At 45.6% G+C, this 14,780-nt stretch carries 13 protein-coding genes and 1 tRNA gene; 6 read left to right on the plus strand and 8 right to left on the minus strand.

Annotated elements, in window-relative coordinates:
- Window positions 1-422 precede the first annotated feature (422 nt).
- A complete protein-coding gene (locus HEP82_RS14230; protein WP_192458679.1) occupies window positions 423-2,087 on the minus strand; it encodes a methyl-accepting chemotaxis protein in 1,665 nt (554 codons plus the stop codon).
- Window positions 2,088-2,990: 903 nt separating this feature from the next.
- Complete coding sequence (locus HEP82_RS14235; RefSeq protein ID WP_192458680.1) at window positions 2,991-3,260, minus strand: Arc family DNA-binding protein; 270 nt, start codon at window positions 3,258-3,260, stop codon at window positions 2,991-2,993.
- Window positions 3,261-3,795: 535 nt separating this feature from the next.
- Here HEP82_RS14235 and HEP82_RS14240 point away from each other — a divergent pair.
- Entirely contained in the window at window positions 3,796-3,981 is a 186-nt protein-coding gene (locus tag HEP82_RS14240; RefSeq protein ID WP_192458681.1) for a GhoT/OrtT family toxin, read from the plus strand.
- Between the two features lie 109 nt (window positions 3,982-4,090).
- Here HEP82_RS14240 and matP read toward each other — a convergent pair whose 3' ends face one another.
- Complete coding sequence (matP, locus tag HEP82_RS14245) at window positions 4,091-4,552, minus strand: macrodomain Ter protein MatP (RefSeq protein ID WP_192458700.1); 462 nt, start codon at window positions 4,550-4,552, stop codon at window positions 4,091-4,093.
- A 157-nt stretch (window positions 4,553-4,709) separates the two neighbouring features.
- Between matP and HEP82_RS14250 the strand changes: the two genes are divergently transcribed.
- From HEP82_RS14250 to HEP82_RS14270, 5 genes are all read left to right on the plus strand, one after another.
- Window positions 4,710-6,491 (plus strand): S16 family serine protease, encoded by a 1,782-nt coding sequence (locus HEP82_RS14250; RefSeq protein WP_407938291.1) that lies wholly within the window; start codon window positions 4,710-4,712, stop codon window positions 6,489-6,491.
- Between the two features lie 110 nt (window positions 6,492-6,601).
- A complete protein-coding gene (gene fabA, locus HEP82_RS14255; protein ID WP_192458683.1) occupies window positions 6,602-7,120 on the plus strand; it encodes a bifunctional 3-hydroxydecanoyl-ACP dehydratase/trans-2-decenoyl-ACP isomerase in 519 nt (172 codons plus the stop codon).
- Window positions 7,121-7,386: 266 nt separating this feature from the next.
- A complete protein-coding gene (locus tag HEP82_RS14260; protein ID WP_012765178.1) occupies window positions 7,387-8,025 on the plus strand; it encodes an RpiB/LacA/LacB family sugar-phosphate isomerase in 639 nt (212 codons plus the stop codon).
- Between the two features lie 439 nt (window positions 8,026-8,464).
- A tRNA-Ser gene (locus HEP82_RS14265) sits at window positions 8,465-8,554 on the plus strand.
- 600 nt (window positions 8,555-9,154) lie between these two features.
- On the plus strand, window positions 9,155-10,756 hold the full coding sequence (locus HEP82_RS14270) for a methyl-accepting chemotaxis protein (protein WP_192458684.1): 1,602 nt from the start codon (window positions 9,155-9,157) through the stop codon (window positions 10,754-10,756).
- Between the two features lie 55 nt (window positions 10,757-10,811).
- Here HEP82_RS14270 and phoH read toward each other — a convergent pair whose 3' ends face one another.
- From phoH to HEP82_RS14295, 5 genes are all read right to left on the minus strand, one after another.
- Window positions 10,812-11,600: a phosphate starvation-inducible protein PhoH gene (gene phoH, locus HEP82_RS14275; protein WP_192458685.1), complete on the minus strand. Its 789-nt coding sequence runs from the start codon at window positions 11,598-11,600 to the stop codon at window positions 10,812-10,814.
- 507 nt (window positions 11,601-12,107) lie between these two features.
- Window positions 12,108-12,620, minus strand: a complete 513-nt coding sequence (gene fliZ, locus HEP82_RS14280; RefSeq protein WP_012765175.1) for a flagella biosynthesis regulatory protein FliZ — start codon at window positions 12,618-12,620, stop codon at window positions 12,108-12,110.
- A gap of 51 nt (window positions 12,621-12,671) precedes the next feature.
- Complete coding sequence (locus tag HEP82_RS14285; RefSeq protein WP_192458686.1) at window positions 12,672-13,394, minus strand: RNA polymerase sigma factor FliA; 723 nt, start codon at window positions 13,392-13,394, stop codon at window positions 12,672-12,674.
- 122 nt (window positions 13,395-13,516) lie between these two features.
- The gene (locus tag HEP82_RS14290) at window positions 13,517-14,476 is read right to left on the minus strand and encodes a hypothetical protein (protein WP_192458687.1); all 960 of its coding nucleotides are present in this window, start codon (window positions 14,474-14,476) and stop codon (window positions 13,517-13,519) included.
- Between the two features lie 62 nt (window positions 14,477-14,538).
- The coding region (locus tag HEP82_RS14295; protein ID WP_276517415.1) for a UDP-galactopyranose mutase at window positions 14,539-14,780 on the minus strand (242 nt) is incomplete at its 5' end.

Below are 14,780 nucleotides of genomic sequence, written 5' to 3' on the forward strand. Positions count from 1 at the left end.
GCTTCTGGATTTTTACGCCAAGCCACACCCAAATGACATTTCATTAACAACATTCCGACGACGCGAGATAACAGGTGCATTATTGATGGCTTGCTGGTTTGGCGTTTTTGCCATCATTATTCTCCTGTTTATACCGTTTTCCGCATCGCACCGTCGGCGGCTCTTCGCCTGTCTGACAGGCTACCCCCAACGGCTGCCGGCATGTTGCTGATGTATTGGCCGCATTGATGTGACATTGCTACGTTAATTCGATATTGCCTTATATCGAAACGACGGACACGAAGATTAGCATCACCTTTTTGACACTAAGCCCATAAACCGCATGGCAGTTAGATCAAAGTCCCGGCCCGCGAGCCAGGACTTGGTCAGCAGTCTAAACTGATGTTCAGGAAGGCTGCTTTATGACGGCCGATACAGCGGGTTCAGAACGATGTCCATTCTTCGTTTGCAACACGCCCTTTCTCTGTTGCGACCATGCCATTCGCCAGCGCCAGCTTCGGCGTCTTACTTACGGGTTGTACAACATCTCGGCCAGCCAGGCTGCTCCCGAGCTTAAAGATATTTACAACCTGCGCGAGACTTTGCGCTTGTTCCTGTAGCGATATCGCCGCAGCGGCGGATTCCTCTACTAACGCTGCATTCTGTTGCGTCGTCGTATCGATTTGACCAATCGCCAGATTGATCTGATTAATGCCTTCACTCTGTTCCTGGCTGGCCTGCGCGATTTCATTCATTACGCCGTTGGTACTCTGCGCATTGTCAATCACCGCCCCCATGGTGTGTTCCGTATTCTCCACCAGCACCATGCCATCCTGCACTTTCTGCACCGAGTCATCGATAAGTTCCTTGATCTCTTTTGCCGATGCCGCACTGCGTTGCGCCAAAGCCCGAACTTCGCTTGCCACAACAGCAAACCCACGGCCTTGCTCCCCCGCCCGGGCAGCTTCGACTGCGGCATTCAACGCCAAAATGTTGGTTTGGAAGGCAATACCGTCAATCACGCTGATGATCTCAGCCATTCTCTGTGATGACTCTTTTATCTCACGCATTTCACGTGTCACGTTCGCCATCATTTCACCACTTTGTCTTACGATGCCTGAGGCCTGACTGGCGAGGTTTGCCGCGTGCTCCGTGTTCTCTGCCGTATTTTTGATAGTAGATGTCAGTTGCTCTATCGAGGCGGCGGTTTGTTCCAGTGAACTGGCTTGCTCCTCTGTTCTGGCCGACAAATCCTGGTTTCCAGCGGCAATCTGCGATGCGGCGGAAGAAATCGTATCCGCCCCATCGCGCACCTGCGTTACGATCGCACGCAAACTACCGTTCATTTCATGCAACGCACGCAACAACAGCCCCGTTTCATCCTTATGGGTTGTCACCACATCCGAGGTCAAATCGCCTTTAGCGACACGTTCCGCCACCAGTAGCGCCTGTCGCAACGGGGTAGTTACGCTGCGGGTGATCGCCCATGCAATCAGCCCGCCGGCGACAATGCTGATCACAAAGACGGCGACCAACAAGATAACGATCCGGGAATAGCTCTGTTTAACCGTTTCACGCGCATTGACCATCTGATCATCTTCATAATCAATAAATTCCAACACTTTGGCTCGATACTTCTGCTGGAGTGCAAGGGATACATTCAGTAATTCTTCCTGTGCCGCCGGTTTATTACCGCTAAGGATCAACGCCATCAATTTATTACCGGAAACAGAATACTCGCTGCGGACTTGTTGAATTTCATTAACTAGCCGGGCTGTGCGTTCATCCTGTTCGGTATTTTTCAGTTCATTAATCAGCTGTGTTATTTTCTCGGAGTAACCTTTTATCTCCTCCGCTTTTCGCTTTATTTGATCTGGTGAATCAAGAACCAGTGTCACCTGCTGCCCTAACAGCGCATTATTAAGTGCATCAATCAGCTGGTTGCCTTTAACCGTGAGCGGATAAAGCCTGGACACCGTTTGGTCCATCTTTTGGTTGAAATCGCTCAAATTCGTCAAAGCAACACCACCAGCGATCAACAGCATGACAATAAGAAATGAAAACCCCATTGCCAGTCGAGCACCTATACGTAAATTAGAAAAACTCATTATTATCCCCTTTCATATTTCAAGATTGATTTTTTGATTAAGTATAAATAATAAAAACGGTCGTCCTCCGCATTAATAACGGCATTCCATTACACTCAGTAAAAATAAGATTACCTCCCATCTCAAAATAACAAGACAGGAATAGGAATATAAATAGCAACAAGAATCATCGTCGAGAGAACGCTGAGATAAGAACAGTTGTGGGATGGCTATATTCGATTGCACCCAATCGTTCACAATGACATTGCTGTCATCATCAAGCAGACCTGCCACGGTGACCATTCTCCCCTCCATGGATACTGATCCACCGTATTATGCAACATGCATGAGCAAGTACAACGCAGACCAGACAATAATATGACATCCGCACGCCTCACCGGTATTCGGTTAACGTTCGGCACATTCAGCTCCCTTATCGCCTCACTGCCGTCGCCAGGTTTCGATGCAATCAACCACTCATGTCGCACAACACCTAGCCTTCAGTATTCTATTTACAACCGCCAACAATAATAATTGCATATTGTTATAAATGTTATTGCAAATAGGCACGGCAATGGACTTATCATTAATCATAACTATAACACAGGTAATAATTAGAAATGAATATTCCTGATTTTAACTTCCACTCCAATTAACTTTGAGATACATATCTTTTCAAAAAGACGACACTTACCGTTTAATGTGAACAGGCAATAATTATACCCAGCGCATCATGTTTGCTATTAAAAAATTAGCGCTGGTGATGGTTGATAAATATCCTGGAGTTCATTTCCAATACGTCATTTAATTACTAAAAGAGCAAATAAAAACAGGATATCTATTATGTGATAATAACAGTGAATACGCAGACAGGTATTAATGAAATGCCACCAGCATACTAAGGTGGCACATCCAGAGGGAAGATTATTTTTTCTTGGAGGAGCTTTTAAATTTCAGCAACTGCCGAAGTTTCTTGATCTCTTTCGATGTCAGTGGCTCCACACGCTCCTCCGTATTCTGACTATCAATTACATCTACTTCGCAATCAGCAGCATGCTCGTCGATATCAAAACTTTTAAACAACCGAGCACTCACCTCGGCACTGATAGACACCTGATTTTTCAGAGCGACTTCTTTGAGCTTCTCTTTAAGCTCAAGAGGGATCTTCAGCGACAAACTTGATATCTCACTCATTTCATTACCTTTATAGCAGTGTAAAATATCAACCTATGCCACTCTTGTTACAATGTCCATAGCGAAATAAAAAATTAATATTTATGTCATGCAAATGAAGTAAATAATAAAAGCGTCTATTGTGAGCTAAATCGCATCGGTTCAATAACCGTTAACGCAAAAAATAATGTGACAATGCTCACATATAAACGCTGAGATTTAAAGACGGCAGAGGAAAACATAATGACCTAACGTTATCTGGCAGCATCGTTTATGCTCATCCCACCAACATGGATCGACTATTGATTTTTTGACTCACTCGTCAGAAATAAACCTCTCAGGCAGGTATGCTTTGAAAAGATAATAAATAATTCCCCGCTGAATTATAACATGAGTGACATTCAGTTCCGGATAATGAGAGATAACGATTGCGCCGTTACCCTAAAAGAGCCGGTCAATGCAGTGATAATCGGGAGGGCCTTATCAGAGTTAACTGATTGATTATAAAGAGACAACCTCATAGAATGGGCGTACCCTGTAGCGTAAGGAAATAAATGTGTCACACCATCATATGTGGGAAACGATCAAACTGATCTATCTCATTGGTTTTTGTATAGCAATTCTATTCACTTTCTTTATGAGCAAAGACCGCTCATTGCTCATTCGTTTTCTGGCCTCCACGCTGATCGCCCTTACCTGGCCATTAAGTTTTCCTGTGGTCATTGTTTTCTCATTTTTTTAATTAATGTCATTTAATAAACTGGAAACGTTCGCTCACTGGCGAAAATTGCTGCGGCCCAAAAGTTATTATTGATATAACAAAAAGCCATACCAGCTAATCAGCAAATAAATCACTTGTTGCCATTGTTGCCCAAAATAGCCTGTAAATCCTGCTTCAGCACCGACATCTGACTGGCATATTTTTCTTTTGATTCCGCATCTTCTATTAATTGCACCACGGTTTCAGACAATGTAAGCCCACGCCTATGCGCCAGAGCAGCTAGCCGCTGCCAGACGATATATTCAAGGTCGATCGACTTTTTGCGAGTGTGCTGGTGCTCAGCATTGAAATGGCGTTTGCGGCGAGCCCTAATCGTCTGCTTCATCCGATTTTCCAGCGCCGGGTTCATATAGTTGGCGATCCATTCCAGAACCTTGACCGGCTGGCTCTCCATTTTCAACAATTCATCAATCGCCACACCTGCGGCACTCTGTTCAATCAGGCGCGTAATCGGCTCACCCTCACGGTGTTTCTTCACCAGGTATTTCCACTTCCACCCGCACTCAAGATTCTCTAATTGTTGATATTTCATCATGAACCCTTTAGTGACCGCGTAACGTGACTGTATATATTACCATTGTTGCCCGAGTTGACAGCACCAAGCAATCCTCTGCTGGCTGTTTTTTAATCAAATCATCATTCCCAAAGAAGATCACTCCCGCATCCTTCCGCTACGGTACGTATGCAGCATGGAGAAATCTTGTATAATTGCGCTTTTCCTTAAGACGAACACAATAGACACTTTGACCAGTAACCGACTCGAATGGCAGCAATTGTTGCCCGATCTCACGCAGTTCCAATCACTTTTCAGCCAGGCAGCGCAGTTGCCCCCTGCAGAGTTCTCAGCGGTGCAATCTCGTCTGGATGATGCATTGACAGTGTTCTGCCATCCCCGTTCGCCTTCCCGCTTCATGCTACTGAAGGCACAAGAGAACAATGCTTATCTCGCACTGATCGCCCAGGCTGTCACAAGTCTGCTCCCGGCATCGGACATCGTTTACGGTAGCCACTATCACATTACGGGGCGCCAAGTTAACGTTCAGCCGGCACAGAACATAACTGATAATTTCGCCGCGACACTCAGATGTGGCTATCAGGAGTGGATCGAACCGGAACAACTTTTCGGTTGCGTGCGTATTTTTAACGATGACGTCTCTCTGCAACCAGGCCTGATTCATCGGGTTAACGGCGGCACGTTGATCCTTTCAGCAAGAACGCTGCTGGCACAGCCGTTGATGTGGCTGCGACTGAAACAGATTATCATTGATGGCACCTATCACTGGTTGTCTCCTGACGAACATCGCCCCTTGCCGCTGGGGATCCCGCCCATGCCGCTGGAGATTCGCCTGATCGTTTTGGGTGATCGTGAGAGTCTGGGCGATATCCATGAGATGGAACCCGAGTTGGGTGAGCTGGCCATCTACGGCGAATTTGAAGCACTGCTGCCGTTGGTTGACGAAGAAGATTTGAAAAACTGGTGCGCCTATATCAATGCATTATGTCTTGAGAACGCCCTCCCCCGGTTAACCAGCGATGCCTGGCCAGAGCTGATTCGTCTTGCTGTGCGCTACAGCGGGGATCAATACAGCTTACCGCTCTGCCCTCGCTGGCTAAACCATCATCTGAAACAAGCCGCACTGTATGCACAGCAAGAAGAGATTACCGGGCAATCTATTATTGATGCCGAAACATCGCAGCGCTGGCGGGAAAGCTATCTCTATGAACGCATGCAGGATGAAATCGAACAAGGGCAGATTCTGATTGAAACCGAAGGCGAAGTCATTGGTCAGGTCAACGGGCTATCAGTATTAGAGTATCCTGGTTATCCGATTATGTTCGGCGAACCGACCCGCATCAGTTGTGTCGTCCACCCCGGAGACGGTGAATTTACCGATGTAGAACGCAAAGCGGAACTAGGCGGCAATCTTCACGCCAAAGGCATGATGATCATGCAAGCGTTTTTGATCGCCGAACTGGAGCTCGAACAACAACTTCCTTTTTCAGCGTCCATTGTGTTCGAACAATCCTACAGTGAAGTTGACGGCGATAGTGCATCGTTGGCGGAACTCAGCGCACTGATTAGCGCCTTGTCGCAACAGCCTATCAATCAACAATTCGCGGTAACGGGTTCTGTTGACCAATTCGGCCATGTTCAGCCGATTGGCGGCGTCAACGAGAAAATTGAAGGGTTCTTCGAAGTCTGCCAACGTCGTGGATTAACCGGACAGCAAGGCGTCATTATCCCTTCCAGCAATCAGCGTCATCTTTGTCTGCTGCCGGATGTGGTCGACGCCGTGCGTAAAGGCGAGTTCCATATCTATCCGGTCGATTCAGTTGATGAAGTGCTGGAATTACTCACGAAAGTCGCCTACGACGATGACCGACATCCCAGTTTATTGGCAACGATCCGAGAGCGTATTGCCAGCCTGATGCCGCAGGAACGTCGCCGTTTTCCATGGTTTTTTCGTTAAATAGCGGCAATGTCGTGCAATCATACTGGTATGTCCAGCCGTAATAAACTTGCTCAGCGTACATCTGTACGCTAACCTGCGAGCTTCACAAAAAACAGGGTTTCAGAAACATGGTAGATAAACGCGAATCGTACTCAAAGGAAGATCTTCTCGCCAGCGGGCGCGGAGAGCTGTTTGGTGCTCAGGGTCCGCAATTGCCATCGGGCAACATGCTCATGATGGATCGCGTCATCAAGATGACCGAAGACGGTGGCCTGCATGACAAAGGCTACGTAGAAGCGGAGCTGGACATCCATCCGGACTTATGGTTCTTTGGGTGCCATTTCATTGGCGATCCGGTTATGCCGGGCTGCCTCGGTTTGGATGCCATGTGGCAGCTGGTCGGTTTCTATCTCGGCTGGCTGGGTGGAGAAGGCAAAGGACGAGCGCTGGGTGTTGGTGAAGTGAAATTTACCGGTCAGGTATTGCCAAATGCTCAAAAAGTCACTTACCGCATTCACTTCAAGCGTGTTATTAATCGCAAGCTGATCATGGGTATTGCGGATGGCGAAGTTTTTGTCGACGGGCGTTTAATCTACACCGCAACAGATCTGAAAGTCGGTTTGTTCAAGGATACCAGTAGTTTTTAATCCATCGTCATCAGGCAGGCGCCCCAACGTCAACAAATCAGGGGCGCTTTTCTTCCAGATGACCTGCTCAATTCACTTACCCTCATTGACAAGTACGGTTAATCCCGGAATGTGCTGTTCCTGCTCATCTCCTGCATCTTCAATCGTATTTTTGCGATCCACCCCCACATATGATGGTTTGCTGTTTTCAGTCGACAAGGTATACTTTCGCAATTGAAATAGCGTTTTAAAAAATGTAGTTATCCGATATGAATAAAGGAACGAACATGAAAATTGCACTGATTAACGAGAACAGCCAAGCCGCCAAGAACGCCGTGATCGCCGCAGCGTTGTCTAAAGCTGTTGAGCCGCAGGGACATACCGTATACAACTACGGTCAATATGCTGTTGAAGACGCAGCACAGTTGACCTATATCCAGAACGGTATTCTGGCTGCCATCCTGCTGAACTCCGGTGCTGCCGACTTTGTCGTCACCGGTTGCGGTACTGGCCAGGGTGCGATGTTGGCTTGCAACTCTTTCCCGGGCGTGATTTGCGGTCTGGTTGTCGACCCGTCCGATGCCTACCTGTTCTCCCAAATCAACAATGGCAATGCCGTATCCTTGCCTTATGCCAAGGGCTTTGGTTGGGGTGCCGAGTTGAACCTGGAAAACCTGTTCACTCAGCTGTTCAAAGAAGAAGGTGGCAGGGGCTACCCGAGCGATCGCGTCGCTCCCCAACAGCGTAACAAGAAAATTTTGGACGCAGTCAAAGCGGTTACTTACAACGATCTGATTACTATTCTGAAAGAACTGGATCAGGAACTGGTTAAAGGTGCGATTGCCGGCCCGAAATTCCAGGAATATTTCTTTGCTAACAGCAAAAATGCTGAAATTACCGCATACATTAAATCACTACTGAACTGATATTCAGCGCATTAAATCGCCGCTTCGGCAGTAATGCCGATCAGTTGGTCAAACCAGTGGTTTCTAAGAGTCCGGAAATGCTCGCCCATTTCCGGATTTTTTATGCACATTGGACAGGGTCTTAACCTTATTCCCCACTATGATTCATGACGTAATCCGATGATGGCTTAAGCGATTTTCCTGGTCTGAAACTGATTTCCCGCAATCTTACCGAATCAGGTACTTTCACCCTGCGTAAACGTACTCGTCAATGACTTAACTGGCTGGCATTACCGTTCCAGCGGTAGTTTTTTTATCTTTGTCATAGGCAAATCAGGCAGGTCTTATCGGCTTCGTTCAACACTTGAGCAGAAAGAATAAAACGACCAAATAGCGCTTGACCGGATAATGTCGACTGCCTATAGTAGCGCCCCGTTGCCGCCTATGGCGGTGACACCCCGGTGAGGTGTCCGAGTGGCTGAAGGAGCACGCCTGGAAAGTGTGTATACGTGAAAACGTATCGAGGGTTCGAATCCCTCCCTCACCGCCACTTCTGATTGTTAAGTTTTATCGTAGATACACTTCCACTCTTTACTCATTATCATCCTTACTTTATTTTCAAGCCGACTCGTCCATTCTTACTCATGTTAATCATTAAGTTGATGCATAATCACCCGTGATTACAACGCCCGAAAACGCTTCTTGTCACTTTGCATTCGCCCTGTTCACACGACACTTTGGCAGTTTCACAATACCAAACAATAATGTCTCTCGGCCCTACCCACAGTTGATTTACAAAAGAGCTCACGCCATACATCAGTCGTCAGCGCCAGCAAAGACAACCATAGCCGTAAAATGTCTATCCAATAGAAATAAAACAAATATTTTGCACTTACGCTTCGAGATCAGTTCTTTACATGTGGAAAAATCGCCATCTATTTTTATTTATCTTAAAAAGCTTTTATCGACCGTAAAAAGCAGTAACCCCTCTAATTATTAATAGCGTTATCTCCGATGTTTTTTATAAAAAATATAAAATCCGTATCTATGATTATTAATGTTTACTTAATCTATGATGAATACATTAGCTATCGTCAGAGACCTATACGGCAACATGCAATTATCCTGAGTATATTGGCGGAGCATAAAAATGACTATTGTAAAAAAACTGGCAATCGCAATCACTATCTTTACCATCGCCCTAATCGGTGTGGGTAGCTTTGGACTTCAATCACTTAGTCAATCCAAAGATCGGATGGATTACGTCTTGACCAATACTATGCCCAGCCTCGACAACCTGGTTCAGTCGTCCAATGCATTGGGTGATGCACTAAATTCACTGTCGCTGTATTTTTTAACAAAAGATGAACAACGCCGTAGTAACTTAAAACAGGCTGTTAATACGTCTCTTGCCAAAGTAGAAAAACTGAATGCAGATTATATAAAAAATCTGATTTCAGACGATAAAGACTTAGCAATGTCAAATGCAAATCTACAATATTTGAATGACTTCAAATCTGCGAAAGATAAACTTTTTCAGCAGTTCCAGAGTGATAATCAAGCCGCCGATAAAGCTTTCTCCGACCAGGGGTATATTAGTCTGGCGCAGGATAAACTGGTTAAAGGCTTCCAGGATCAATATAGCTATAACGTTGTGCTGGCCAATGGTTTGCAAACGCAGAACAACGACAGTTTCAAGATGACCTTTATCGAACTGCTTGGGTTGATTCTCGTCGCACTGATTATTGCAGGTACCTTATCAACAACCATTCTGCGCTATGTACGCAATAGCCTTAATGCCTTACGCCAGACACTGACTGCCGTGAGCGAAGACCTGGATTTGACACATCAGGCCGATGCCAGTCGGAATGACGAAGTGGGTCAAACCGCTGCCGCGTTTAACAACTTGATCCAGCGTTTCTCTTCAGTATTGCACGACGTTCGGACGGCGAGTGAAAGTGTATCGACGGCATCAGGCGAGATTGCGTCGGCTAATGAAGATCTCTCTTCTCGCACCGAAGAACAAGCGTCATCGCTGGCGCAAACTGCCGCCAGCATGCATGAGATCGCCTCAACCATCGAAAGTAATGTCGATAACACCAACCAGGCGAATCGCCTGGGCCAGGAAGCGGGGCAAGCGGTAGCGCATGGTGATGAGTCCGTTCAAAAAATGATGCTCGCGATGGCGGAAATTGCCCATGGTTCAGAAAAAGTAGCCGACATCACCAATCTGATAGAAGGTATCGCTTTCCAGACCAATATTCTCGCCCTTAACGCGGCAGTTGAAGCAGCACGCGCCGGCGAGCACGGCCGAGGTTTTGCGGTTGTCGCCGGTGAGGTTCGCACACTTTCTCAGCGCTCATCATCCGCAGCGAAAGAAATCAAAACACTGATAGACACCGCCATCTCTTCTGTACAAAACGGTACCGCGCAGGCTGATGAAGTCCGCGATGCTATCGGGAATGTGAAAAGAGTAATTCAGAACGTATCAGGCTTAATTGCCGAGGTTTCGCTGGCATCCGAAGAACAAAGCCGGGGCATCTCACAAATCAATATTGCGCTCAACCAGATGGAGTCCGTCACACAGCAAAACGCCGCCATGGTGGAACAAGCCTCAGCCGCGGCCGACTCTCTGAACGAACAGGCATATAAACTTCGGCAGTCGGTCGAGATATTCAGGCTACGGGGCACTGCCATATCCGAGCACGCCTCATCGCCGGCACGCCGCCACCTTCAATTAACAACCCATTAATTCAACGATGAGAAAGGGCTGCATACGCAGCCCTTTTATTATTGGCGCACATAAATCAGGAATAAGCGAATAACGCCCGCTGACACAATTCCGAACGCACACAATCTTCTTTATCAAACGTGACAATGCCTACCATATCGTCCTCCTGGAAACGCGCCAATGCATCACTCAGCCCTGACATCGCCCCCACAGGCAGATCACATTGAGTAATATCCCCATTCACAATGACGGTGACATTTTCGCCTAATCGCGTGAGGAACATGCGCATTTGATTAACGGTGACATTCTGTGCTTCATCCAGAATAACAACGGCATTTTCAAATGTGCGGCCTCGCATATAAGCAAAAGGCGCAATTTCAACTTTGGCGATTTCAGGCCTCAAGCAATACTGCAGAAAGGATGCCCCCAGACGCCGCTGTAATACGTCATATACCGGACGGAAATAAGGCGCAAACTTCTCAGCAATATCCCCCGGCAAAAAGCCTAAATCCTCTTCCACCTGCAAGACCGGGCGGGTAACGATTATCTTCTCAACCTCTTTGTGAAGTAATGCCTCAGCCGCTTTGGCTGTACTCAGAAACGTCTTGCCGCACCCGGCTTCGCCGGTGGCAAATATCAACTGTTTATTTTCTATTGCAGACAAATAATACTCCTGAGCCAGATTTCGGGCCTCTATCAACGAAGTATCGCGACTTTCCCGCGCCATGCCGATAGATTCAATTCCTCCAAGCTGAACCAGAGAAGTGACCGATTCTTCTTCACGCTGGCGATGACTGCGTGATTCACGTCTGATTACGCGCTTAGCTTCACGACGTGCTTTGATCACTGCTTTTTGTCTTCCCATAGTGGCACCTTACAGTTTGTTTCACTTACCGAACGGACTTTGGCCGATGGTGTTTCATTCACAAATAAGGTTGGCTCCCTTATTAAGCCGTAAATAGGATAAAAAGGAAAAAACTGATGCATAACAGCATCTGACGATCTGTTGACATCAGCTTTCGCAGTTAATCTAGAAAATACAGGATTGAAAGGATAGTGCGTAATCAGGAATATGAGGCGGGAAACAGACTCCCCGCGTTGGTGAAGCGGTAGAAGAGAACAAAGATGTTGACTATTGTGTCCACAAAAGGACTCTGTCATTCGTGCTCCTCACAGTGACAATAACTATTCTGGTGAATAATGATTGACCGTATCAGGGTTTCTGACACCTGAAGAAAAATTACAACTTCATGATGTCAGTATTATGACAGTGCAATATTAACGATACGTCTGGCAAGCACTTTTACACTGGAATAATTTAATCCTATGAATACGGCATATTCCCTCGCCGTCGTCAGGCGAGGGAGATTCACTAGTAATGTTTTTGCCAATGGAGATACTGGTCATACTTGCGCAACGCGCTACGATAGGTGTTTTGCTCAATGTCCGGCAGATAATCGCAGATACGCTGTTGAATATTGTCACTGGCGGCAAAACTTTCCTGAGGGTAATTTTTCGCGACCAACAGTTCATCAAGCCGCCTCAGGCGAATGACATATTCACGCATAGTGCTATGCCGCACTTCTGTCTGTTCGATGAGATATTGCGTAAAAGCTCTAATATCAAAGTAATTGGCGTGAGTATTGCAAAAGACCTCACTGCAAAACCGGCAAAGAGGAATAAGCTCTTCCTGTACGGATTCCCAGACATCATTATCAATAAGCCGATCCATAATACCGATCGACTTTTTATTGATAAGCTGATTTCGAAATACCAACGAAACGCGATCCAGTTCTTTCGAACAGTTTGCACAATGCGTTTGTCTGTGTTTGAAGTCTTTCAGATAACGGCTGAGAAGCTGCTTCTTCCTGGTTGATTGAGGCATGAGTCCATTCCTGACAGTAAGTTGATCCAACTAACATGTCTACGCTTCAAATTAAACGTCATTCATTAATTTCACGCGCAGACGCTTAATGGCCTGGCTATGCAACTGACTGACGCGCGACTCCCCCACTTCCAGAACCGCCCCAATTTCCTTCAGGTTCAATTCTTCCTGGTAGTAGAGGGTCAACACCATTTTTTCACGTTCTGGCAAATTTTCAATCGCCTCCATAACCCGCTGACGCAAATTGACATCCATCAGCAGATGAAGAGGATTGGCTTCTTCGTTCCCTTCCAGCAACGCTTCAGCACTGTCCCCATGCTCTTCCCGCCACTCATCGTAAGAAAACAGCTGGCTGTTGTTAGTATCCAGCAGAATCTGACGATACTCCTCCAGCGAGATATTCAGAGACTGTGCGACTTCCTGTTCGGTAGGCGCCCTACCGAGTAGTTGTTCAGCTTGTCGCATTGCATGAGCCACTTCACGGGCATTACGTCTGACACTACGTGGTGCCCAATCCCGGCTGCGTAGTTCATCCAGCATTGCGCCTCGAATCCGCTGTACGGCATAGGTCGTAAATGCTGTACCCTGAAGCGAATCATAACGCTCCACTGCACTTAACAACCCAATGCCTCCCGCTTGAAGAAGATCATCAAGCTCGACACTTGCCGGAAGACGAACCTGTAAGCGTAAGGCTTCATGGCGCACTAAGGGAACATAGCGCTTCCATAAGGAATTTTTATCCATTGTGCCTTCAGCGGTGTACAGTTCGCTCACAGTGATAAATACCTATGGTGATAAAGTTATCGATACTATTATGCGATTGTCACATCCCCTCAATCGACCGAATAACCCTAAAAAAGAGGCTTTATTTGCAACAGACAAAAACGTCAAAGTCGCTAACTACAATACTTACCAACAAAATCTCGCACTTGATTTTTGAAGTGAGTGGGCTCATCGCAGATGATTTTTTTATATCCATCAAAATCTTTGATCATAATAGCAAAATCGTTAAAAATAGAAAGAATCAACATCCTGAACTTCGATAAAAACTCATCACTGTCTGAATCAAGTTTATAACTATCTGGAATGGGTATATCAACATGATTTCTAGCACTTCCTTTTATTCCCGTTACAATACAGCAGCCAGCCATAGCAGCTTCTCGAGGGAAACGATCCTTCCCAGGGTGAGAACCAAAGTCTATGTAAACTTTACTTTGCAAAAGTAAGTTTTTAACTTGTTCTGGCGTCATGTTAGCTATTGGGATAAATTTAAAATCAGGATTATTTTCTATTAGATATTTTGTAACTTCTATACCCTTTGCCGGATTGAATGCTATAATATTATGTCGTTGAATATTTTCCGAAACTGGAGTTAAATGTTTTTCATTTAAATAGTCCGTTAACATCTCCGATTCAATTTCATGTTTTAGCAAAAATAGTCTAGCATATTCGCTCTGTACAAGATGTTTATATTTTTTCATAGCATAAACAGATAATTTACCGCCTTTTAGTATACTGCTAACTCGTTTCGTCGGATTATCTATTTCACCAAAAAAATAATTATCTACTGATAGCCACCAGATAAATGCAGAACATCTCGGTAGAGAGTTTAAAAATACCGTTACCACTTCTGGGACAACAACAATCTGATCCTTAATCTGAGCTCTATCAAACCTTGAAATCTTCACGTCATAATGCTGGTAGCGCTCAGGGACAGAATATTCTTTCCCAATTGGATAATAAATCATCTGGGCGTCTACTCCAGCATTTCTAAGCTCGTGAGTGAATTGATGTAATAATTCCGGCCCACCTGTTACAACCCCACCAGGGCAAAAAACAAACACTTTTTTTGACATATATTCCTCATGACAATCTAATCTGATAAAGGGTAAATAACATTAGTAAGAAAAATAGCACTCTAGTTTAAAGGCTGAGCAAAGAAAGCAGGGATATTTTCTCCTGAATTTCTCTTTCTAAGATACATCGCTGCTGTATCTAATGCTTCAGATATTGTCACGTGCATATCCAGATATCTATAAGTCCCCAATCGCCCAATAAAAGTTATATTTTTTTCTTTATTAGCTAATTCTATGTAATCAAATAAGATATTTTTATCTTTAACTAATCTTATTGGATAATATGGAACATCATCATTAATAC

The sequence above is a fragment of the Musicola keenii genome, from assembly GCF_014855505.1.
GTDB classification, from domain to species: domain Bacteria; phylum Pseudomonadota; class Gammaproteobacteria; order Enterobacterales; family Enterobacteriaceae; genus Musicola; species Musicola paradisiaca.